The organism is Nocardioides allogilvus (assembly GCF_003047285.1).
In the GTDB taxonomy this organism is placed as follows: domain Bacteria; phylum Actinomycetota; class Actinomycetes; order Propionibacteriales; family Nocardioidaceae; genus Nocardioides; species Nocardioides allogilvus.
This window is the reverse complement of the sequence record NZ_PZYX01000006.1, coordinates 147,452-168,650: the sequence shown is the minus strand read 5'-3', so window position 1 is coordinate 168,650 and position 21,199 is coordinate 147,452. Positions and strand designations below refer to the sequence as shown.

General features: G+C 71.8%; 20 protein-coding genes and 1 riboswitch. Of the genes, 10 read left to right on the top strand and 10 right to left on the bottom strand.

Annotated elements, in window-relative coordinates; all coding sequences use genetic code 11:
* Positions 1-69: 69 nt before the first annotated feature.
* On the top strand, positions 70-288 hold the full coding sequence (locus C9J87_RS11540) for a CbtB domain-containing protein (RefSeq protein ID WP_036490415.1): 219 nt from the start codon (positions 70-72) through the stop codon (positions 286-288).
* A gap of 113 nt (positions 289-401) precedes the next feature.
* Positions 402-1,193, top strand: coding sequence for a CbtA family protein (locus C9J87_RS11535; RefSeq protein ID WP_107705595.1), 792 nt, complete (start codon positions 402-404; stop codon positions 1,191-1,193).
* A gap of 16 nt (positions 1,194-1,209) precedes the next feature.
* Here the strand turns inward: C9J87_RS11535 and C9J87_RS11530 are convergent, their stop codons facing one another.
* Genes C9J87_RS11530 through cobN form a run of 6 tightly spaced genes read right to left on the bottom strand, consistent with a single transcriptional unit; the run spans position 1,210 to position 8,944 of the window.
* Entirely contained in the window at positions 1,210-1,905 is a 696-nt protein-coding gene (locus C9J87_RS11530; RefSeq protein ID WP_232820032.1) for a (2Fe-2S) ferredoxin domain-containing protein, read from the bottom strand.
* The gene (locus C9J87_RS11525) at positions 1,902-2,420 is read right to left on the bottom strand and encodes a bifunctional adenosylcobinamide kinase/adenosylcobinamide-phosphate guanylyltransferase (RefSeq protein ID WP_107705594.1); all 519 of its coding nucleotides are present in this window, start codon (positions 2,418-2,420) and stop codon (positions 1,902-1,904) included. The genes C9J87_RS11530 and C9J87_RS11525 overlap by 4 nt, the downstream gene beginning before the upstream one ends.
* Complete coding sequence (locus C9J87_RS11520; protein WP_107705593.1) at positions 2,417-3,151, bottom strand: cobalt-precorrin-6A reductase; 735 nt, start codon at positions 3,149-3,151, stop codon at positions 2,417-2,419. The genes C9J87_RS11525 and C9J87_RS11520 overlap by 4 nt, the downstream gene beginning before the upstream one ends.
* Positions 3,148-4,626 carry a cobyric acid synthase gene (locus C9J87_RS11515; protein WP_107705592.1) on the bottom strand — a complete coding sequence of 493 codons (1,479 nt, stop codon included), beginning with the start codon at positions 4,624-4,626 and terminating at the stop codon, positions 3,148-3,150. The genes C9J87_RS11520 and C9J87_RS11515 overlap by 4 nt, the downstream gene beginning before the upstream one ends.
* A complete protein-coding gene (gene cobF / locus C9J87_RS11510; RefSeq protein WP_107705591.1) occupies positions 4,623-5,342 on the bottom strand; it encodes a precorrin-6A synthase (deacetylating) in 720 nt (239 codons plus the stop codon). The genes C9J87_RS11515 and cobF overlap by 4 nt, the downstream gene beginning before the upstream one ends.
* The gene (gene cobN / locus C9J87_RS11505; protein ID WP_107705590.1) at positions 5,339-8,944 is read right to left on the bottom strand and encodes a cobaltochelatase subunit CobN; all 3,606 of its coding nucleotides are present in this window, start codon (positions 8,942-8,944) and stop codon (positions 5,339-5,341) included. Before cobN ends, cobF begins: the two co-directional genes overlap by 4 nt.
* Positions 8,945-8,982: 38 nt before the next feature.
* A riboswitch (cobalamin riboswitch) is annotated at positions 8,983-9,095 on the bottom strand.
* Between the two features lie 16 nt (positions 9,096-9,111).
* On the opposite strand from cobN, the gene C9J87_RS11500 reads away from it, so the two are divergent.
* Positions 9,112-9,666, top strand: a complete 555-nt coding sequence (locus C9J87_RS11500) for a histidine phosphatase family protein (RefSeq protein WP_010832321.1) — start codon at positions 9,112-9,114, stop codon at positions 9,664-9,666.
* Positions 9,663-11,018, top strand: coding sequence for a chromate efflux transporter (gene chrA / locus C9J87_RS11495; RefSeq protein ID WP_107705589.1), 1,356 nt, complete (start codon positions 9,663-9,665; stop codon positions 11,016-11,018). Before C9J87_RS11500 ends, chrA begins: the two co-directional genes overlap by 4 nt.
* A gap of 3 nt (positions 11,019-11,021) precedes the next feature.
* Here the strand turns inward: chrA and C9J87_RS11490 are convergent, their stop codons facing one another.
* Complete coding sequence (locus C9J87_RS11490) at positions 11,022-11,663, bottom strand: hypothetical protein (protein WP_156887165.1); 642 nt, start codon at positions 11,661-11,663, stop codon at positions 11,022-11,024.
* 66 nt (positions 11,664-11,729) lie between these two features.
* Positions 11,730-13,775: a phenylacetic acid degradation bifunctional protein PaaZ gene (gene paaZ, locus C9J87_RS11485; RefSeq protein WP_232820031.1), complete on the bottom strand. Its 2,046-nt coding sequence runs from the start codon at positions 13,773-13,775 to the stop codon at positions 11,730-11,732.
* A gap of 49 nt (positions 13,776-13,824) precedes the next feature.
* Between paaZ and paaA the strand changes: the two genes are divergently transcribed.
* Genes paaA through paaE form a run of 5 tightly spaced genes read left to right on the top strand, consistent with a single transcriptional unit; the run spans position 13,825 to position 17,524 of the window.
* Positions 13,825-14,757: a 1,2-phenylacetyl-CoA epoxidase subunit PaaA gene (paaA, locus tag C9J87_RS11480; protein ID WP_107705587.1), complete on the top strand. Its 933-nt coding sequence runs from the start codon at positions 13,825-13,827 to the stop codon at positions 14,755-14,757.
* On the top strand, positions 14,757-15,047 hold the full coding sequence (paaB, locus tag C9J87_RS11475; RefSeq protein WP_010832326.1) for a 1,2-phenylacetyl-CoA epoxidase subunit PaaB: 291 nt from the start codon (positions 14,757-14,759) through the stop codon (positions 15,045-15,047). The genes paaA and paaB overlap by 1 nt, the downstream gene beginning before the upstream one ends.
* Before the next feature lie 5 nt (positions 15,048-15,052).
* Positions 15,053-15,979: a 1,2-phenylacetyl-CoA epoxidase subunit PaaC gene (gene paaC / locus C9J87_RS11470; RefSeq protein ID WP_107705586.1), complete on the top strand. Its 927-nt coding sequence runs from the start codon at positions 15,053-15,055 to the stop codon at positions 15,977-15,979.
* 4 nt (positions 15,980-15,983) lie between these two features.
* A complete protein-coding gene (paaD, locus tag C9J87_RS11465) occupies positions 15,984-16,463 on the top strand; it encodes a 1,2-phenylacetyl-CoA epoxidase subunit PaaD (RefSeq protein ID WP_010832328.1) in 480 nt (159 codons plus the stop codon).
* 2 nt (positions 16,464-16,465) lie between these two features.
* Positions 16,466-17,524 (top strand): 1,2-phenylacetyl-CoA epoxidase subunit PaaE, encoded by a 1,059-nt coding sequence (gene paaE, locus C9J87_RS11460; protein WP_010832329.1) that lies wholly within the window; start codon positions 16,466-16,468, stop codon positions 17,522-17,524.
* Here paaE and C9J87_RS11455 read toward each other — a convergent pair.
* Positions 17,502-18,107, bottom strand: a complete 606-nt coding sequence (locus C9J87_RS11455; RefSeq protein ID WP_010832330.1) for a TetR/AcrR family transcriptional regulator — start codon at positions 18,105-18,107, stop codon at positions 17,502-17,504. The genes paaE and C9J87_RS11455 overlap by 23 nt on opposite strands.
* Before the next feature lie 234 nt (positions 18,108-18,341).
* Between C9J87_RS11455 and C9J87_RS11450 the strand changes: the two genes are divergently transcribed.
* On the top strand, positions 18,342-20,456 hold the full coding sequence (locus C9J87_RS11450; RefSeq protein ID WP_107705585.1) for a DEAD/DEAH box helicase: 2,115 nt from the start codon (positions 18,342-18,344) through the stop codon (positions 20,454-20,456).
* A gap of 3 nt (positions 20,457-20,459) precedes the next feature.
* Here C9J87_RS11450 and C9J87_RS11445 read toward each other — a convergent pair whose 3' ends face one another.
* Positions 20,460-21,194, bottom strand: coding sequence for an SDR family oxidoreductase (locus tag C9J87_RS11445; protein ID WP_010832332.1), 735 nt, complete (start codon positions 21,192-21,194; stop codon positions 20,460-20,462).
* Between the last annotated feature and the right edge of the window lie 5 nt (positions 21,195-21,199).

Here is a 21,199-nt window from a genome sequence, read left to right as displayed (position 1 = left end):
GGTGGAGTCAGACCCGCGTGGTCGTCCAACCCCAACAACCAGGGACGCACGCATCCCTGAGGAGGACACATGTCGCATTCTGTCGCGGCCCCGGTCACCGGTGCCCCCGCTCTCCCCACCGTCGAGCTCCGGGAGCTGGCCCCCTGGGCGCTCTTCTTCGGACTGCTCGGGTCGCTGGTCATCTTCTTCATCAGCGCCGACCAGGGCGCCGTCTCGATCCCCGCGGGCACCGCGATCCACGAGTGGGTCCACGACGCACGGCACCTCATGGGCTACCCCTGCCACTGATCAGTCACTGATCACCCGGTAGCACCACTTCTCCTCTCTTCTCGCCGCCCGGGCGAGCGCGCGCTGACGCGCGCCCCGGTGTCTGTCGGCGACCCCTGGAAACGGAAAACTCAATGAACGCACGCGCATTTCTTGTCCGCGGCCTGCTGGCCGGCCTGATCGCCGGCCTGGCCGCCTTCCTCGTGGCCAACGTGGTCGGCGAGCCCCACGTCGAGTCGGCGATCGCGCTGGAGGAAGCGGGAGCAGCGACCGCCTCCGACGGGCACAGCCACTCACACGACGAGGCCGACGCTGCCGGCGCCGAGGACGAGGTCTTCGAGGTCTCCCGCACCAACCAGTCGACCTGGGGACTGCTGACCGGCTCGCTCGCGATCGGCGTCGCCCTGGGCGGCCTGGTCTCGTTGGTCGCCGCTGGAACCCTCGGTCGCCTCGGCCGGCTGCTGCCCGGGCAGTCGACGGCTCTCGTCGCGCTGATCGGCTTCGTGGCGGTCGCGCTGGTGCCGTTCCTGAAGTACCCCGCCACCCCGCCTGCCGTCGGCAGCGGCGACACCATCGGGGACCGGACCGCTCTCTACTTCGGCTTCCTGCTGCTCTCGGTCGCGGCGGCCGCGCTGGCGACGTACGCCGCCTGCCGGCTGCGCACGAGGATCGGGACGTTCGGCGGCGTGGTCCTCGGTGCCGCCGCCTACCTCGTCGTGGTCGTCGTCGCCGCGCTGGTGTTCGCCCCCGTCAACGAGCTGGGCGACTTCCCCGCCGACACCCTGTGGTCCTTCCGGCTGTCGTCGGTGCTGACGCTGGCCACGCTCTGGGGCGTCCTCGGGGTGGCGCTGACCGGGCTGGTCATCCGGCTCTACGCGCAGGAGAGCGCCGTCGCGCAGCGGCGGGAGCTCGCCGCCAGCCTCTAGGGGTGTCCCGCGAAGTTCATTTACGTAAATGAACTTCGCGCGGCAGCCGGTGGCTCTCGAGGGGCACGCCCTCGACCAGGTGCGAGCGCACGATCGTCTCGGCGGCGGCAGGGTCGACGGCGCCGTACCAGACGTCGTCGGGCTGGACGCTGACGACGGGAGCCTGGTTGCAGGGGAACTGGCAGCCGGTGTGGGTGACGAGCACGTCGTCGTCGCCCAGCCCGGCCTGCGCCAGCCCGAGGACCAGCGCGCGCATGGACTCCTCCGACCCGACAGCGGTGCAGCGCGGCCCGCGGCAGATCAGCACCTGCCGCACATGGCCCGGGACGGACTCCCAGGCGGCGGACATGACGCCGGCTTCGGCCCCGGTGATCGGCTTCACCTCGAGCAGCACGTCGTCGACGGACGACAGTGACGTGACCAGCCGCGTCGCGACGGTGACGACCGGGCGGGCGCCCGCGCGCTCACGCCACCAGTGGCCGGCGATCCGCCGCAGCCACGAGTGCGCGGGCGCGAGCGGCCCGAGGTTGACCCCGACCAGCGTGATCGAGGAGGCCCCCAGATCCGCCAACCGGGTCAGCTCCAGCGACAGCGACGGGTCGCCCATCTGCAGGAAGGCCACGGAGGCTTGTCGGGAGGCGGCCTCAGCCAGCAACGACGAGCGGCGGTCCACGTCGGTGACCGACATCCCGACCAGCACCAGCGCGCTCACAGCCGCAGCACCCGACCGGCGACCACGAGGTGCACCTCGTCGCAGGCCGTCGCGAGCCGCTGGTTGACCAGCCCGAGCAGGTCGCGGAAGAGCCGTCCGGAGCGGTGGGACGGGATGACGCCCAGCCCGACCTCGTTGGTCACCAGCACCACGTCTCCCCGCGTGGCCAGCACCGCGACGACCTCGTCGAGCAGGCCGTCGACGACTGCGGTCACGGAGTCGGAGGGCGCGTCCCACAACGAGTGCGCGTCCAGCACGGCGGTCAGCCAGGTGCCGAGGCAGTCGACGAGGACCGGCCCGTCGACGGCCAGGGCGTCGCTCAGGTCGGACGTCTCGAGCGTCACCCACGATGAGGGCCGGCGCACCCGATGCGCGGCGATCCGCGCGACCCAGTCGGGATCGGTGTCGTCGCTCGGCCCGGGCGCGACGTAGGTGACCGTCGTGCACGACGACAGCAGCGACTCCGCGTGCCGCGACTTTCCCGAGCGCACGCCGCCGGTGACGAGGACCTTCATGCCAGCTCCCTGCATGACAAGGACTTCACCCAGGCGACCGCGTCGGCCACGTCGTGCACGGTCCGCACCCCTGCGGGGGCGGGCGGTCGGCGTACGACGACGACGGCGACGCCGAGCTCGGCCGCCGCGTCCAGCTTGGGCCGGGTGTAGGACCCGCCGGAGTCCTTGGTGACCAGCACGTCGGTGCGGTGCTCGCGCAGCACGTCGAGCTCGGCGGCCAGCGTGTAGGGCCCGCGGTCGGTGACCAGCTGCCAGGCAGGCGGGAGCTGGATCGTGGGTACGTCGACGACGCGCGCCAGCGCCGGGAGGCCCCCGAGCGCAGGGACGAAGCGGGCCAGCTCCTGCCGCCCGACGGTGAGGAACGGACGCGATCCCAGCGAGGCCGCCGCGGTCGCGGCCGCAGCGTGGGTGTCGACGTGGTGCCAGGCCGGGTCGGGCGCCCAGCCGGGACGTTCGAGGCGCAGCAGCGGGACGTCCGTGCACGCGGCGGCGGCGTTGGTGCTCATCCCGAGCGCGAACGGGTGGGTCGCGTCGACGACGGCGTCGTAGTCGGCCAGCGCCGCACGGAGCCCGAGAACACCGCCGAAGCCGCCGATGCGGACCTTCCCGACGGGCAGGCGCGGCCGGGCGACTCGTCCCGCGAGCGAGGAGGTGACGTCGATGCCGGCGTCGACGAGATCGGCGGCGAGCGCGCGGGCCTCGCTCGTGCCACCGAGCAGCAGCAACCTCATGCGGCACCTCCGGGAGGCAGGACCGGCAGCCCCGACGGGGCGCCGGAGCGGGCGAGCGCGAGCAAGGCGTCGACGTCGAGGTGCTCCTCGACGAGGTCGCCGAGCCGGTCGAGCCGGGCCGACCGGGCAGCGGGGAAGGAAACAGCGGACGGCTCCAGGCCGAGCGCAGAAGACAGGAACGCGCGCCGGAGGTCATCGCCCTCCAGGCTGCCGTGCCACATCGTGCCGAAGACCGAGCCGGACCGCACTCCGCCGAGGAACGCCTCGCCGGAGCCGACCGTGATCCGCCCGTGGTGGATCTCGTAGCCCGAGGCGTCGACGCCCAGCGCCGTACCGACCGGAAGGCGCAGGACCTTCTCGGGCGAGAACGAGGTGGTGACGTCGAGCAGCCCGAGCCCGTCGACCGTGACGCCTGGAGCGCCCTCGACACCGGACGGATCGCTGACCGACGCACCGAGCATCTGGAAGCCGCCGCAGATGCCGAGCACCGGCCGGCCACGAGCCGCGTGGGCGCGGATCGCGACGTCGAGCCCGCGCGAGCGCAGCCAGGCGAGGTCGCTGATCGTGGCGCGGGTGCCGGGCAGCACGATCAGGTCGGCGTCGGCGAGGTCGCGCGGGTCGGCGGCGAACACCACGTCGAGACCGGGCTCGAGCCCGAGCGCGTCGACGTCGGTGAAGTTGCTGATCCGCGGCAGTCGCACGACCGCCACGCGGCAGCGTGCGCCGGAGTCACTGCGCCGCCCGTCGAGGTCGAGCGCGTCCTCCGAGTCCAGCCACAGCGTCGGGTCCCACGGCAGCACGCCGTAGACCCGCCGCCCGGTCAGCGACGACAGCGAATCGAGCCCGGGGGAGAGCAGGTCGAGGTCGCCCCTGAACTTGTTGACGACGAACCCCGCGACCAGCGCCTGGTCCGCGGCGTCCAGCAGCGCGACCGTCCCGAACATCGCCGCGAACACCCCGCCCCGGTCGATGTCGCCGACCACCACGGTCGGGATCGACGCGTGCCGGGCGAGGCCCATGTTGACGTAGTCGCTGGCGCGCAGGTTGATCTCGGTCGGGCTGCCGGCGCCCTCGGCGACGACGACCTCGAAGCGCGCGGACAGGTCGTCGTACGCCGCGTGCGCGGCCTGCGCGAGGTGCCGCCGGCCGGTCTGCCAGTCGCTCGAGGAGACGTCGCCCGCGGGCTGCCCCATCAGCACGACGTGGCTGCGGCGGTCGGAGCCGGGCTTGAGCAGGACGGGGTTCATCGCGGGCTCGGGCGTCACCTTCGCGGCGAGCGCCTGCACCCACTGCGCGCGGCCGATCTCCGCGGTCGTGCCGTCGGCCGCCTCGCAGACCATCGAGTTGTTCGACATGTTCTGGGCCTTGTACGGCGCCACGCTCACCCCGCGCCGCGCGAAGGCGCGGCACAGGCCGGTCGTCACGACGCTCTTGCCGGCGTCGGAGGTGGTGCCGGCGACGAGCAGCCCGCTCATGAAGGTGCCCGCAGGAGGTAGGCGTCCATCACCCAGCCGGCCGCCTCGCGGGCGCGGTCCCGGGCAGCGACGACGTCGTCGCGCACCTCACCGACCCGGCCCGCCACCAGCTCCTCGGACGGCGTGCCCAGGTTGGCGCCCCACCAGATCGACCAGTCGTCGAGTCCGGTCAGGTCGAGCTGACCGGTGAGCATGACGACGAGGTTGGCCTGCCCCGCGTCGATGTCGTCGTGCAGCCGCCGGGCGGTGGTGACGTGCACCGGCTGGCCGACCTCGTGCAGCACCACCCGGTGGCGTGCGGCCAAGAGCTGCGGAGCGCTGATGCCGGGGAGCACGTCCCAGTGGAGGGGGAGCCGGGCGGCGAGCTGCTCGACGATGCGGATGGTCGAGTCGTAGAACGACGGGTCGCCCCACACCAGGAACGCCGCGCCGCCGCCGCGCTCGCGCAGCACCTGCTCGTAGGCAGCCACCCTCGCCTCGTGCCAGTCGCGCACGGCGGCCGGGTAGTCCGCCGGGTCGGCCCGGTCACGGGGAGGATCCGGGACCGCGACCACCTCGACGCCGTACGCCGATGCGATGGCGTGGCGAGCGGCGAGCAGGTCGTCGTCAGGGCCCTTGTCGGCGGCGATGACGTAGTCGCACGACCGCAGCGCGTCCGCGACCTCGAGGGTCACGTGCTGCGGTCCCATGCCCACGCCGAGGACCCGGAGCCTCACGCGCGGGAGTCCGCTCCGTCATCCTCGAGGTCACCCTCGACCTCGAGGTAGACCTGCTGCATCGCGGCCATGACGTCGGGATCCGGCGCCTCCCACAGCCCGCGCTCGGCGGCCTCGTGGAGCCGCTCGACGATGCCGCGCAGCGCCCACGGGTTCGACGTCCGCAGGAAGGCCTGGTTGGTCTCGTCGAGGACGTATTCAGTCGCGAGCTTCTCGTACATCCAGTCGTGCACGACCCCGGCGGTGGCGTCGAAGCCGTAGAGGTAGTCGACGGTGGCGGCCAGCTCGAAGGCGCCCTTGTAGCCGTGGCGCTGCATCGCGGCGATCCAGCGCGGGTTGACCACGCGGGAGCGGAAGACGCGCGCGGTCTCCTCGGCGAGCGTGCGGGTGCGGACCGCGTCGGGCGTGGTCGAGTCACCGACGTAGGCCTTCGGGTCGGATCCGGTCAGCGCACGGACCGTGGCGATCATGCCGCCGTGGTACTGGAAGTAGTCGTCGGAGTCGGCGATGTCGTGCTCGAGGCTGTCGACGTTCTTGGCCGCGACCTTGATCCGGCGGTAGTTGGCGCGCATGTCGTCGGCCGCCGGGGCGCCGTCGAGGCCCCGGCCGTAGGCGAAGCCGCCCCACGCGGTGTAGACCTCGGCGAGGTCCTTGTCGTCGCGCCACGAGCCGGACTCGACGACCTGCAGGATGCCGGCGCCGTAGGACCCCGGCTTGGAACCGAAGATGCGCGTCGTCGCCCGCCGCTCGTCGCCGTGCGACGCCAGGTCGGCCTGCGCGTGCGCCCGCACGTAGTTGTCCTCGTCCGACTCCTCCAACGAAGCCACCATCTGCACGGCGTCGTCGAGCATCGCCACGACGTGCGGGAAGGCGTCCCGGAAGAAGCCCGAGATGCGCACCGTGACGTCGATCCGGGGGCGACCCAGCTCCGCGAGCGGCACCACGATGAGCTCGCGCACGCGGCGCGACTCGGCATCCCACTCGGGGCGTACGCCGAGGAGCGCGAGCACCTCGGCGATGTCGTCGCCGGAGGTGCGCATCGCGGAGGTGCCCCACACCGAGAGCCCCACCGACGCGGGGTAGGACCCGGTCTCGTCGAGGTAGCGCTGCAGCAGCGAGTCGGCCATCGACTGGCCGGTCTGCCACGCCAGCCGCGACGGCACCGCGCGCGGGTCGACGGTGTAGAAGTTGCGCCCGGTCGGCAGCACGTTGACCAGCCCGCGCAACGGCGAGCCGCTGGGGCCGGCCGGCACGAAGCCGCCGTCGAGGGCGTGCAGCACGGCGGTCAGCTCGTCGGCCGTGCCGGCGAGCCGGGGCACGACCTCGGTGGCCGCGAAGGCCAGCACCCGCTGGACCTCCGCGTCCTCGTGGAGATCAACGGCAGCCGCAGGGTCCCAGCCGGCCTTCTCCATCTGCTCGACCAGACCACGGGCCTGGGCCTCGAAGACGTCGACAGCCGCCCCCGTGGCGGCGTCGACGTCGACGAGGCCCAGGGCCGCTCGCAGGCCGGGGACGGCGTTGCCGACCCCGCCCCACACCTGGGCGGCGCGCAGGATCGCGAGCACCAGGTTGACCCGGGGCTCACCGACCGGTGCCTCGCCGAGGATGTGCAGCCCGTCGCGGATCTGCGCGTCCTTGATCTCGCACAGCCAGCCGTCGACGTGCAGGATGAAGTCGTCGAAGTCGTCGTCGTCGGGGCGTTCCTCGAGACCGAGGTCCTTGTGCAGCTGGGCTGCCTGCATCAGGGTCCAGATCTCCCCGCGCACGGCCGGGAGCTTGGCCGGGTCCATCGCCGCGATGTTGCCGTACTCGTCGAGCAGCTGCTCGAGGCGCGCGATGTCGCCGTAGGCCTCGGCGCGGGCCATCGGCGGCACGAGGTGGTCGACGATCGTCGCGTGGGCGCGGCGCTTGGCCTGCGCTCCCTCGCCCGGGTCGTTGACGAGGAAGGGATAGATCAGCGGCAGGTCGCCGAGCGCGGCGTCGGTGCCGCACGACGCGGAGAGTGCGGCGTTCTTGCCCGGCAGCCACTCCAGCGAGCCGTGCTTGCCGAGGTGGACCACGGCGTCGGCCCCGAATCCCCGCTCGATCCAGCGATAGGCGCCGAGGTAGTGGTGGCTGGGTGCGAGGTCGGGGTCGTGGTAGATCGCGACCGGGTTCTCCCCGAAGCCGCGCGGCGGCTGGATCAGCAGCACGACGTTGCCGGCCTGCAGGGTGGCGAGCACCAGCTCGCCCGAGTCGTTGACGAACAGCTTGCCCGGGGCCGGGCCCCACGCCTCGACCATCGCGTCGCGCAGGTCGGCGGGCAGGTCACGAGTCCACTCGTCGTACGCCGCTGGGCTGATGCGCACGTGGGCGTCGGTCAGCTGCCCCGACGTCAGCCACTCCTCGTCCTGGCCGCCGGCGGCGATCAGGGCGTGGATGAGGGCGTCGCCGGACTCGGTGTCGGTGCCGCTGCCGTCGAGGATGTCGAGGATCGCGTTGTCGGAGCCGAGGTCGTAGCCCGCGTCCCGCAGGCGCCGCAGCAGCCGGACGGCCGACACCGGGGTGTCGAGGCCGACCGCGTTGCCGATCCGGGAGTGCTTGGTCGGGTAGGCCGAGAGCACCAGCGCCAGCTTCTTCTCGGCGTTGGGGACGGTGCGCAGCCGCGCGTGCCGCACGGCGATGCCGGCGACCCGGGCGCAGCGCTCGGGGTCGGCGACGTAGGACGGCAGTCCGTCGGCGTCGATCTCCTTGAAGGAGAACGGCGCGGTGATGATGCGGCCGTCGAACTCCGGGATCGCGATCTGGGTCGCGGAGTCGAGCGGGGTCACGCCGTCGTCGGAGGCCTCCCAGTCCGCCCGGCTGCTGGTCAGGCACAGCCCCTGCAGCACCGGGATGTCCAGCGCGGCGATCCGGGCGACGTCCCAGGCCTCGTCGTCGCCACCCGCGCTGGCGGTCGACGGCACGCTGCCGCCGGCGGCGAGCACGGTCACGACCAGTGCGTCGAGGGTGCCCAGCTCGGTGAAGAGCTCGTCGGGTGCGGCGCGCAGGGAGCCGGCGAAGATGGGGACGCCGACGGCCTGGCCGGTCGCGTCCACGGCGTCGGCGAGGGCGTGCGCGAAGGCGGTGTTGCCGCTCGCCTCGTGGGCGCGGTAGTAGAGCACCCCGATGCGCGGGAGCGTGTCCGAGACCGTCGGGCGGGCGGCGTACCCCCAGGACGGCAGGACGGCGGGCGGGTCGAAGCCCTCGCCGGTCAGCAGCACCGTGTCGGAGAGGAAGGCGTGCAGCTGGCGCAGGTTGTCCGGGCCGCCCTCGGCGAGGTAGCGGTGGGCCTCGGCGGCGACACCGATCGGCACCGACGAGAGCTCCATCAGCTCGGCGTTGGGCTGCTGCTCGCCGCCGAGCACGACGACCGGCGTCGTGGTCGCGGCGACCCGGGTGAAGCCCGAGCAGAGGTCCTGCGGGGAGCCGAGCAGCCGGCCGACGACCAGGTCGCAGCCCTCGATCACCTCGGCCATCGACTGGTGGCCCGGACGCGCCGGGTTGGCGACGACGTAGTCGGCCCCCGAGGCCCGCGCGGAGAGCAGGTCGGTGTCGGACGTGGAGAGCAGGGCGATGCGCACAGCCGGAGTTCCTCCTCCGGGGTTCTCGCCCCGGCTAACGGTCGGATGTGCCCGAGGTGAGTGTCTGGCTGAATCCCCTACGGGATTTCACAGTGGCGGAACCGCCCCGGAGTCTCACCGGGTTCCTCATGCCTAGGGCGCTGCCAGCGTACGGGAGACTGTCCGTCGTGCAGCAGCCGGTCTACCTCGTCAGGCACGGTCAGTCGGAGTGGAATGTCCTCCGCCTGACCCAGGGACAGACGACTCATCCGCCGTTGACGGCGCTGGGACGCGAGCAGGCGGCCGCAGCGGCCGAGGACCTCGCCGACGAGCTGACCGGGGGAGTGCGCCTGCTCACCAGCGACCTCGTGCGCGCCGTCGAGACCGCCCGCATCATCGGCGACCGGCTCGGTGTCGCTCCGGTGCTCGACGAGCGGCTCCGGGAGCAGCACCTCGGGTCCCTGGAGGGGCGCGGCTACGAGGAGACCTGGGCCGAGGCCGAGCGGCACGACTGGTCCGACCCCGAGCTCCCGCTCGCGGGCGGCGAGTCCGTCGCGGACGTACGGCGACGGATGGCCGCGGTCCTGGCCGACCTCGACCCGGCCATCCCTACGATCCTCGTCAGCCACGGCGACGCGATCCGCTCCGCCCTGGCCCACCTCCGCGGGCACTCGCTGACCGACGCGCCGTGGGTCGACGTGCCCAACGGATCGATCACCCGCCTCGAAGGAGTCCTGGCATGAACCGCCTGCGCCATCGGACGGGCGACGTCATCCCCCTCGGCGAGGCGACGCGGACCTGGTTCGCGATCTCGCTGCAGACCTTCGGCGGCCCGGCCGGCCAGATCGCCGTCATGCAGTACAAGCTCGTCGACGAGAAGCGCTGGATCGGCCAGCAGCGCTTCCTGCACGCCCTCAACTACTGCATGCTGCTGCCCGGCCCCGAGGCCCAGCAGCTCGCGATCTACACCGGCTGGCTGCTCAACGGCAGCCTCGGCGGCCTGATCGCCGGCATCCTGTTCGTGCTGCCCGGGGTGCTGGCGATGCTCGCCCTCTCCGCGGTCTACATCGGCGCCGGCGACACCTCGGTCGTGACCGGCCTGTTCGTCGGCCTTGCGCCCGCGGTGATCGCGATCGTCGTGCACGCGGTCCGGCGGGTGAGCGGTCGCGCCCTGCACCACCCCCTGCTGGTCGTGATGGCGGTGGCGTCGTTCGTCGCGCTGACCGCCTTCGGCGTCCCCTTCCCGGTGGTGATCGTCGTGGCGGGCGTGGTCGGGTGGCTGCTGCGGGGCCTCATCGGCACGGCACCGTCCGGGCACGGGGCGGCGGGCGACGTACCCCCACCGCTGATCAGCGACGAGGCGCTCCACCACGACCCGCCGTCGCGCCGTCGCTCGCTGACGATCCTGGGACTCGGCGTCGTGCTGTGGTTCACCCCGGTCGCCGCAGCGGCCCTCGTCTTCTCCCGCGACAGCGTCTTCGTGGACCAGGGGCTGTTCTTCTCCGGCGCCGCGGTCGTCACCTTCGGCGGCGCCTACGCCGTCCTGTCCTACGTCGCCCAGCAGGCCGTCACGGTCTACGGCTGGCTGGCGCCGGGGGAGATGGTCAAGGGCCTCGCGCTCGCCGAGACCACGCCGGGACCGCTGATCATGGTCGTGCAGTTCGTCGCTTTCGTCGGCGCCTACCGCAACCCCGCGTCGCTCGATCCGTGGGTCGCGGCCGTCCTCGCCTCGCTGCTCGTGACGTGGGTGACGTTCGTGCCGTGCTTCCTGTTCATCTTCCTGGGGGCGCCGTACGTCGAGCGCCTCCGCAGCAACACCCACCTCGGCGCCGCGCTCACCGGGGTCACCGCGGCCGTCGTCGGGGTGATCGCCAACCTCGCGGTGTTCTTCGCGCTGCACACCCTCTTCGAGCTGCAGCGCCGGATCGGCTGGGGCCCGGTCGACCTGTCGGTGCCGGTCCTGTCGTCGTGGGACCCGGTCGCGTTCGCGCTGACCGGCGTCGCGCTGGCGATGGTCTTCTGGCTCAAGTGGTCGACGTTGCGGGTCCTCGGGGTGTGCGCCGCGCTGGGGCTGCTGGTCACCCTCCTGTCCTGACCCTCAGTCCTCCGAGAGGTGTGGGTCAGCCAGGAGATATTGCGTGACCTTGCCCTGGTGCTCGCGGTCGTGGTGGCGGACCGGCTCGGGCACCATCCGCCCCTCCGCGCTGTCCCAGAACTGGTCGATGCGGCGAGCGACCATCCGTGCGACCCGACCCGGCACGCCCCGGTGGGGGATGAATGGGTGCGGCCGGGTCGGCGCCTTCACGGTGGCATGGTGGAGGCGGGTCGCGAGGTCCTCCTCCGCAGGCTCGTCGACCAGGGCGGCGACGAGCTGGTGCTCCAGGTCGACGACGGTGTCGAACTCGCGGCGCACGTCGGTCCAGATGGACGGCCAGCTGCGCCGTACGGCGTAGGTCGAGCCGTAGAGCTTGGCCTTCACCTGGGCGAGCGTCTCCTCGTAGCGGCGGCTCGCGTGCACGAAGTCGACGGCGAGGTCGTGGCCACCGGGGAGCCGGTGCACGAGCGGCGCGATCGCGTCGACCATCCCGGCGTTGTGCCGGCTGGCGACCGCCAGGAACGTGTCGATGGCGCCGTAGTGGTCACGAGGATGTCGCACGTCGGGCCGGGCCGCGGAAGCTTGGTCGAGCCGGTGCTCGAGGTCGCGGTGGATGCTGTCCAGGTCGTGCCCGAGAGTGATCACGGCGCTCATCTCCTTCGGCGGACCGTGTGCCTCCAGTGTCCTCCGATCTGGCAGAGAAACAAGGCGTCAGGCGGGCCAGGTCTTCGCGACCAGTGTCAGCACGTCGTACGTCGCCACGGGCTCTCCGGAGGCGTTGACGACCGTCGCGTCCCAGCGGACCTCGCCGTAGTCGGCATTGGATCGCGGGGTGATCTGCTTGACCGTCAAGGTGACCTGGATCGAGTCGTCGGCCTTGACCGGCGTCAGGAACCGCAGCCGGTCGACGCCGAAGTTGGCGAGCACCGGGCCCGGGTCGGGGTCGACGAAGAGGCCGGCCGCGAGCGAGACGACGAGGTAGCCGTGGGCCACGATCCCGCCGAACAGCGGGTTCTTGGCAGCCGCCTCCTCGTCGGTGTGGGCGTAGAACGTGTCGCCGGTGAACTCCGCGAAGTGCTCGATGTCGTCGAGCGTGACCGTGCGCGTCGCCGAGCTGATCGTGTCGCCGATCGCGAGGTCCGCGAGCGATTTGCGGAAGGGGTGGACGTCGGTCTCCGTGCGGGTGGAGCCGCTGATCCACTGCCCGGTGATCGCAGTGAGCATGTCGGGGGAGCCCTGGATTGCCGAGCGCTGCATGTGGTGCAGCACGGCCCGGATGCCGCCGAGCTCCTCGCCACCGCCGGCCCGGCCCGGCCCGCCGTGCACCAGGACAGGCAGGGGAGAGCCGTGTCCGGTCGACTCGGCCGCGCTGGTCCGGTCGAGCACGAGCAGCCGCCCGTGCCACGGCGCGAGGCCGAGGGTGACGGCGCGCGCGACGGCCGGGTCGTGGGTGACGATCGAACCCACGAGGCTGCCCTGTCCGCGCGCCGCCAGCCGGACGGCGTCGTCGAGGTCGGCGTACGAGATGACCGTCGCGACCGGGCCGAAGGGCTCGATGTCGTGCGGCTCGCTGGCGCCGGGGTGGGCGCGCAGCAGGACCGGTGACATGAAGGCGCCGGTCTCCGCGTCGGCGTCGACGACCTCGACGACGTCGGGGTTGCCGAAGACGATCTCGGCGGAGGCACGCAGCGCCTGGACTGCCTTGCGGACCTCGTCGCGCTGGGCGAGCGAGGCGAGGGCGCCCATGCGGACGCCGTCGCTGGTCGGGTGCCCGACGGTGATCTCCGCGAGTCGCGCGGAGATCGCGGCCACCACGTCGTCGGCGATGGTCTCCGGCACGAGCACCCGCCGGATGGCGGTGCACTTCTGGCCGGCCTTGACCGTCATCTCGGTGATGACGCCCTTGACGAACAACTCGAACTCGGGCTCGTCGACACCCACGTCGGTGCCGAGGATGGAGCAGTTCAGGGAGTCGGCCTCGATGCCGAGCTGCACGCCGCCGTGCAGCACCGACGGGTGCTGGCGCAGGTGGGCGCCGGTCGAGGCGGAGCCGGTGAAGGCGACCGAGTCCTGCGCACCGAGCTCGTCGAGCAACCCGGCCGGCGACCCGCACAGCAGCTGCAGGCTGCCCTCCGGCAAGAGTCCCGAGTCGATGATGCGGCGGACGACGGCCTCGGTCACGTAGGCCGTCTGGCTCGCGGGCTTGACGATCGTCGGGAGGCCGGCGAGGAAGGCCGGCGCGAGCTTCTCGAGCATGCCCCAGACCGGGAAGTTGAACGCATTGATCTGTACGGCGACGCCGGGGCGCGACGTGTAGAGGTGCTGCCCCAGGAAGGTGCCCTCGCGGCCGAGCCGTTCGGGCTGGCCGTCGAGGACGACGACGTCGTTGGGCAGCTCGCGGGTGCCCTTCGACGCGATCGAGAAGACCGTGCCGATGCCGCCGTCGATGTCGACCATCGAGTCCCGCTGCGTCGCGCCGGTGCGGGCGGACAGGGCGTAGAACTCGTCCTTGTGCTCCCCGAGCATCTTCGCCATCGCCTTGAGGGCGGCGGCGCGCTCGTGGAAGGTCAGGGCGCGGACCGCGGGCCCGCCGATCTCGCGCGCATGGGCGGTCATCGCGGCGAGGTCGAGGCCGGTCGAGGAGATCCGCGCGACCTCCTCCCCGGTGCTCGCGTCGAGGAGGGGCTCGCCCTCGTCGGTCGCGCGGAACCAGGTGCCGCAGGAGTAGCTGGCGAGCATTGCGGTGTCTGAGGTCACCGTGCCAGACTATTACCGACCGATCGGTCTGTAAATAAGGAAGGTCGCCGTGACGGACACCGTGCAAGCCGACAGGCAAGCCGACTTCGAGCGCACCATCGAGCGCCACGACCGCATCGAGCCGCGCGACTGGATGCCGGAGAAGTACCGCGCCACCGTCGTGCGCCAGGTCGCGCAGCACGCCCACTCCGAGATCATCGGCATGCAGCCCGAGGGCAACTGGCTCACCCGCGCCCCGAGCCTGCGTCGCAAGGCGATCCTGCTCGCCAAGGTGCAGGACGAGGCCGGACACGGGCTCTACCTCTACTCCGCCTGCGAGACGCTCGGCGTCACCCGCGGCGAGCTGACCCAGAAGCTGATCGACGGCCGGCAGAAGTACTCCTCGATCTTCAACTACCCCGCCCTGTCCTACGCCGACGTCGGCACCATCGGCTGGCTGGTCGACGGCGCAGCGATCTGCAACCAGGTGCCGCTGTGCCGCACCTCCTACGGCCCCTATGGCCGCGCGATGATCCGCATCTGCAAGGAGGAGTCCTTCCACCAGCGCCAGGGCTTCGAGCTGCTGATGACGATGATGAGCGGCACCGACGAGCAGCGCGCGATGGTGCAGGAGTCGGTCGACCGCTTCTGGTGGCCGGCGCTGATGATGTTCGGCCCGCCCGACGCCGAGTCGCCCAACACCGCGCAGTCGATGGCGTGGGGGATCAAGCGCGACACCAACGACGACCTGCGGCAGAAGTTCGTCGACATGTCCGTCCCACAGGCCAGGGCCCTCGGTGTCACGTTGCCCGACCCGGACCTCGCGTGGAACGAGGAGCGCGGCCACCACGACTTCGGCCAGCCCGACTGGCACGAGTTCGCGGCCGTCGTCGCCGGCTCCGGCCCCTGCAACGCCCAGCGCATCGCGCACCGCAAGCGCGCCCACGACGAAGGGGCCTGGGTGCGCGAAGCAGCCACCGCCTTCGCTGCCAAGGAGGCCTGATGACCGTCCAGCCCGAGTGGCCCCTCTACGAGATCTTCGTGCGCGGCAAGCGCGGCCTCAACCACGTCCACGTCGGCTCGCTGCACGCGGCCGACGACGAGATGGCGCTGCGCCACGCCCGCGACGTCTACACCCGCCGCAACGAGGGCGTCAGCATCTGGGCGGTCCGCGCCGACCTGATCGTCGCCTCCAGCCCCGACGAGAAGGACCCGCTCTTCGCGCCGGCCGGCGACAAGGTCTACCGGCACCCGACCTTCTACGCCATCCCCGACGACGTCCCCCACATGTGAACGCCATGGAATCCCACGACCTCGACCTCGACCACGACTCCGTCTACGACGGACTGCTCGGCGGCGACCCCTCGCAGTGGGCCTTCGGGACCGACTTCGAGGACCCGCTCGCGGGCGTCGACACGACGATCCCCGCGGGCGTCGACGGCGCGACGCTGGCGGCCTACTGCCTGATGCTCGGTGACGACGCGTTGGTCTACGCCCACCGGCTCTCGGAGTGGACCAGCAACGCGCCCGACCTCGAGGACGACATCGCGCTGGCCAACATCGCGCTCGACCTGCTCGGCCAGGCGCGACTCCTGCTCGCCCGGGCGGCGGCTGCCGACGCCGGCGTGGTGCCGGGCCTGCCCGAGGGCTCGCCCGTCCCGGCCGAGGACGCGCTCGCGTTCTTCCGCGACGAGCTGGCCTTCCGCAACGTCCGCTTCGTCGAGGCCGTCAACGGCGACTTCGCCGTCACGATCGCGCGCCTGCTGCTGTTCGCGACGCACCGGCTCGCGCTGCTGCAAGGCCTGGTCCCCAGCGTCGACCCGGTGCTGGCCGCCATCGCCGCGAAGGGCGTCAAGGAGGTCACCTACCACCGCGACTACGCCGCCCGCTGGTTCGTCACGCTCGCCCAGGGCACCGACGAGTCGCGTCGCCGGCTGCTCGCCGGGCTGCAGACGGTCTGGCCGACGTACGCCGAGCTGTTCCGCTGCTCCGACGTCGAGGCCGTGGCCGCGAGGCAGGCGTTCGGGGTCGACCCGCGAGTCCTGGAGCCCGAGGTCGACGCCGTCGTTGACCACGTCCTCGCCACGAGCGGCCTCGAGCGTCCCGACCTGCCGCCGTCGGGCACCCGCCCGCTCGGCCGCGAGGGCCAGCACACCGAGGCGATGGGACACCTGCTCGCCGAGCTGCAGGTCGTCGCCCGCGCCCACCCGATGGGGAAGTGGTGACGTCATGAGCGCGCTAGCGGTCGCGGCCACCGTCACCGACCCCGAGATGCCGATGCTGACCCTCGTCGACCTCGGCGTGCTGCGCGACGTCGCCGAGGACGGCGAGCACGTCACGGTCACCATCACGCCGACCTATTCCGGCTGCCCGGCGATGGCGACGATGCGGGACGACCTACGCCATGCCTTGCACACCGCCGGCTATGCCGACGTCGACGTGCGGGTCAGCCTCAGCCCCGCGTGGTCCAGCGACTGGATCACCGAGCGCGGGCGACGCAAACTGAAGGCCCACGGGCTCTCCGCGCCCGGCCCGGCGCCCACGGGCCCGATCCCGCTGACCCTCGTTCCGACCCGGCGGGCGATCGACTGCCCACGCTGCGGCAGTGCGGCCGTCCGGCTCACCTCCGAGTTCGGACCCACCGCCTGCAAGGCGCTCTACCAGTGCACTGACTGCCTCGAGCCGTTCGAGCACGTGAAGGAGATCTGAGGATGGCGCGCGGCACCTTCCACCCGCTCACCGTCGCCAAGGTCGAGCCCCTGACCGACGACTCGGCGGCCATCACCTTCGACGTGCCCGACGGCTTGGGCGATGAGTTCGACTTCGACGCCGGCCAGTCGCTCACGCTGCGGCGCATGATCGACGGCACCGAGCACCGACGCTCCTACTCCATCTGCGCTCCGGCGGGAGCGGCCCCGCGCATCGGCGTACGCGAGATCCCGGAGGGATTGTTCTCCCGCTGGCTGATCCGCGACGTGAAGCCGGGCGACGTGATCGAGGTGCAGACGCCGAGCGGCTCGTTCGCCGCGAGCGAGGACCTGCCCGGGCGCCACCTCTGCATCGCCGCCGGCTCGGGCATCACGCCGATGCTCTCGATCGCCTCGACCGTCCTGCGCAACCCCGATTCCCAGGTGACCTTGCTGTACGGCAACCGGCACACCAACACCGTGATGTTCGCCGAGGAGCTGGCGGACCTGAAGAACCGCTACCGCCACCGGCTCGAGCTCGTGCACGTGCTGTCGCGCGAGCCGCGCGACGTGGAGCTGTTCTCCGGCCGGCTCGACGCCGACCGGCTGCGGCGGCTGCTGACCACGCTGGTGCCGGTCGGGGGAGTGGACCACGTCTGGCTGTGCGGTCCCTTCGGGTTGATCGCCGATGCGCGCGAGGTGCTCGCCGAGCTCGGCGTCCCGGCCGAGCGCGTGCACTTCGAGCTGTTCTACGTCGACGAGCCGCCGCCCGAGCTCGAGCGGCTCGAACCCGTCGCGGAGGGCGACGTCAGCGACGTGACGATCTCCCTCGACGCTCGCACCACGACCGCGCCGATGCCGTGCGGGTCGACGATCCTCGACGGCGCCGCCGCGACGCGCAACGACCTGCCCTTCGCCTGCAAGGGCGGCGTGTGCGGCACCTGCCGGGCCAAGCTCGTCAGCGGCGAGGTGGACATGCGCCGCAACTACGCCCTCGACGACGACGAGGTCGCGCGCGGCTACGTCCTGACCTGCCAGACGTTCCCGGTCTCCGACGAGGTCAGTGTCGACTTCGACGCGTGAGCCCGTCGAAGGCGATCCCGGTGATCGCGTCGGCGAGCACCTCGGCGGCGACCTCGCCGTCCGGGTGGAACCACTCGACCAGGCCGTTCACCATCCCGAAGAGCAGCCGGCTGATCAGCTCCGGATCGATGTCGGTGCGCAGGCTGCCTTCGCGTACGGCGTCGCGCACCAGCTCGGCGAGCGCGTCGTCGATGGCCCGGCGCCGGTCGAGGGCGGCCTGCTCCACCTCGCTGTTGCCGCGGGCGCGCAGCAGCAGGGTCACCGCCGGGAGGTGATCGACCAGGATCTCGACCGAGGAGCGGATCGCGGTCCGCAGGCGGGCCTCAGCCGGTCGCTCGCTGGTGGCCGCGATGGCGGTCACGGTGCTGCTCAGCGCGTCCAGCGCCTCGTCGAGACCGGAGGCGAGGAGGTGCTCCTTGCTCGGCACGTGGTGGTAGATCGCCGACTTGGTCAGGCCGAGCTCGCGGGCGAGGTCGCCCATGCTGGTCGCGTCGTAGCCCTGCCGGTTGAAGAGGTCGATCGCGCGCCGGAGCACGGTCTCCTGGTCGTAGCCGGGCCGCCCGCGCCGTACCGCATCGGTCATGGGCTCAGCCTCGCACGCCCGCGTGTGCGGGGGTGCACGCTTTCAGATGGTGGGGAGGTAGTATGGGCACCGCCTTCGTCGCTCGATCAACCCGATCAGGTGACGGAGCCCCGGCTCATCCGGTGCCGCACGTGGCGCTCTGTCACGAGGCCCGAAGCGTCGCCCCGGGTCTCCTGCGACGCAGGTAGTGCTTGCCCGCCGTGGGGCGTGGCGAGCATCTCGAGGAGGAATTGAGTGGCTCAGCGAAGCCGACGCACATCCACCGCACGTCGCGGGGGCACCAAGGTGATCCGCAAGGACAACGAGGGCATCATCCCGGTGCTCGCGCGCTCCGTCCGTGAGGTCGAGCAGGCCGCCGAGCGCGGCAAGGTCGCCCCCCACGGCCGCGCGACCTTCCAGGTCGTGGCGCTGCTGGTGCGCGACGAGCGCAACCGCCTCAACGCCGAGACCGAGATCGGCGAGGCGCGCAAGGCCGAGCAGCTCAAGCGGCTCGACGGGATCGCCACGATCCTGGCCAAGACCGCCGCGCGCGACACCTCGCTGCTGCAGCTGCTGGCCGAGGACGCCGAGATCTCCGAGGGCGCCCGCGCCCTCAAGCGCCAGATGCTCAAGTCGGGCGGCATGGACGTCCCCGAGGAGGTCGAGCCGCCCAAGCCCGAGACGGCCGCGACCACGACCGGGCGCCGGGTCACCCCGCAGTCCGTGATCTCCCGCCAGCTCGCCAACCCGTTCCTGGCCCCCGACTTCTCCGCCGCCGACGCGCGCCGCGTCGAGGCGCGACGCCTCGCCAACTGGGAGCTGCTCGAGCCGCTCTTCAAGTCCTTCGAGTACGTCGGGGGCGGGGCCGCCGCCTGCATGCGGCTGCCCGACCCGGTGACCGTGCCCGGCGTGCCGCTCATGGCCCACCAGGCCCAGCTCGTGGCCGCCGCCGCAGCCGGCCACCGCACCTTCCTGCTCGCCGACGAGCCCGGTCTGGGCAAGACCGCCCAGGCGCTGCTCGCTGCGCAGGCCGCCCAGGCCTGGCCGCTGCTCGTCGTCGTACCCAACGTCGTCAAGGCCAACTGGGCCCACGAGGTCAGCCTGTGGACGCCCAACCGCTCCGTCACCGTGATCCACGGCGACGGCGAGGAGATGGACGGCTTCGCCGACATCGTGGTCGTCAACTACGAGGTCCTCGACCGCCACGTCGGCTGGCTCGGCAACCACGGCTTCCGCGGCATGGTCGTCGACGAGGCCCACTTCATCAAGAACAAGTCCTCGCAGCGCTCGCAGCACGTCCTCGAGCTCTCGCAGCGCATCCGCACCCGCATCGCGCGGCCGCTGCTGATGGCGCTGACCGGCACGCCGCTGATCAACGACATCGAGGACTTCCGCGCGATCTGGCAGTTCCTCGGCTGGATCGACGACCACAAGCCGCTGGCCGAGCTGATGAACAAGCTCGAGGACACCGGGCTGATGCCGGGTGAGCCGGGGTTCTACCCCAACGCGCGACGTTCCGTGATCGAGATGGGCATCGTCCGTCGCAAGAAGATCGACGTCGCCGCCGACATCCCTGCCCGCCGGGTGGCCGATCTCCCGGTCGAGCTCGAGGGTGCCGAGGGTCGCTCGATCCGCGACGCCGAGCGCGAGCTGTCGCGTCGTCTGGTGAAGCGCTACGACGCGGCTCTCGAGGCCCGCACCACCAACGTCGTGTTCGACGGCATCGACACCGAGCTCGTCCGCCGCGTCGCCAAGTGGGAGCGCGAGGACATGGAGTCGGCCAAGGACGGCGAGAACGTCTTCTCGATGATGCGCCGGATCGGCCAGGCCAAGGCCGGTCTCGCCGCCGACTACACCGCCCAGCTGGCGCGCAACGTCGGCAAGGTCGTCTTCTTCGCCAAGCACATCGACGTGATGGACGAGGCGCAGGCGAGCTTCGCCAAGCGCGGGATCAACTTCGTCTCCATCCGTGGCGACCAGACCGCCAAGGCCCGCGCCGCGGCCATCGAGTCGTTCACCAACGACCCCGAGACCTCGATCATCGTCTGCTCGCTCACCGCTGCCGGTGTCGGCCTGAACCTCCAGGTCGCCTCCAACATGGTGCTCGCGGAGCTGTCGTGGACCGACGCCGAGCAGACCCAGGCGATCGACCGGATCCACCGCATCGGTCAGTCCGAGCCGGTCACCGCGTGGCGGATCATCGCCGCGCAGACGATCGACTCCAAGATCGCCGAGCTGATCGACTCCAAGGCCGGACTCGCCGCCCGGGCGCTCGACGGCGCCGACGAGATCGCCTCGTCCGTCGACGTACAGCTCGAAGCGCTGGTCGGCCTGCTCACCGACGCCCTCGACGCCCGCGGCGGTCGCTGAGCCTCAGCCCATCAGCTTCCGCGCGAGCGGGAGGGGCAGGTGCTCGAGCGCGAACCCGACGGGCACCCACGGCCAGCTCGGGACACGGGCCGACGCCTTCTGCTTCTCGATCGCCGAGACCATGGCGCGCACGCCCTTCTCGGTCGAGGCGACGAGGGGAGTGGTCTTCGAGGTGGCACTCATCTCGGAGACGATGTAGCCCGGGTAGAGCACCGTCACCTTGATCGGGGTGCCCAGCACGTCGGCGCGGAAGCCCTCGGCCAGGTGCGCGACGGCGGCCTTCGTGGCGGCGTACGTGGTGATGTTCTTCGGCATCCCGCGCAGGGCGGAGATCGAGGAGATCATCACCAGCTGGCCGGCGTTCTGCTCGCGGAAGATCTTCGCCGCCGCCTCGGTCTGGGCGAGCGCGCCGATGAAGTTGGTCTGCGCGGTCTCGAGGTTGGCGTCGAATCGGCCGGTGCCGAGGGGCTGGCCCTTGCCGAGTCCGGCGTTGACGACGATCTTGTCGAGGGTGCCGAACTCCGCCTTGAACTCGTCGAAGACCCGGAAGACGGCGTCGTGGTCGTTGACGTCGAGCGCCTTCACGGACACCTTGACGTCGGTCAGCGAGGCGGCCAGCTCCTCGAGCCGGTCGGTGCGGCGCGCGCACAGCGCGAGGTCGTAGCCGAGCGCGGCGAACTGGCGCGCCATCTCGGCGCCGAGTCCTGCGGAAGCGCCGGTGATCAAGACGGTGGGCATGCGGG

What these genes read in the sequence shown, in the direction of transcription:
- C9J87_RS11540 (WP_036490415.1), top strand. Translation starts at nt 70, where the DNA reads ATGTCGCATTCTGTCGCGGCCCCGGTCACCGGTGCCCCCGCTCTCCCC.
- C9J87_RS11535 (WP_107705595.1), top strand. Translation starts at nt 402, where the DNA reads ATGAACGCACGCGCATTTCTTGTCCGCGGCCTGCTGGCCGGCCTGATC.
- C9J87_RS11525 (WP_107705594.1), bottom strand. Translation starts at nt 2,420, where the DNA reads ATGAAGGTCCTCGTCACCGGCGGCGTGCGCTCGGGAAAGTCGCGGCAC.
- C9J87_RS11520 (WP_107705593.1), bottom strand. Translation starts at nt 3,151, where the DNA reads ATGAGGTTGCTGCTGCTCGGTGGCACGAGCGAGGCCCGCGCGCTCGCC.
- C9J87_RS11515 (WP_107705592.1), bottom strand. Translation starts at nt 4,626, where the DNA reads ATGAGCGGGCTGCTCGTCGCCGGCACCACCTCCGACGCCGGCAAGAGC.
- chrA (WP_107705589.1), top strand. Translation starts at nt 9,663, where the DNA reads ATGAACCGCCTGCGCCATCGGACGGGCGACGTCATCCCCCTCGGCGAG.
- paaB (WP_010832326.1), top strand. Translation starts at nt 14,757, where the DNA reads ATGACCGTCCAGCCCGAGTGGCCCCTCTACGAGATCTTCGTGCGCGGC.
- paaC (WP_107705586.1), top strand. Translation starts at nt 15,053, where the DNA reads ATGGAATCCCACGACCTCGACCTCGACCACGACTCCGTCTACGACGGA.
- paaD (WP_010832328.1), top strand. Translation starts at nt 15,984, where the DNA reads ATGAGCGCGCTAGCGGTCGCGGCCACCGTCACCGACCCCGAGATGCCG.
- paaE (WP_010832329.1), top strand. Translation starts at nt 16,466, where the DNA reads ATGGCGCGCGGCACCTTCCACCCGCTCACCGTCGCCAAGGTCGAGCCC.
- C9J87_RS11455 (WP_010832330.1), bottom strand. Translation starts at nt 18,107, where the DNA reads ATGACCGATGCGGTACGGCGCGGGCGGCCCGGCTACGACCAGGAGACC.
- C9J87_RS11445 (WP_010832332.1), bottom strand. Translation starts at nt 21,194, where the DNA reads ATGCCCACCGTCTTGATCACCGGCGCTTCCGCAGGACTCGGCGCCGAG.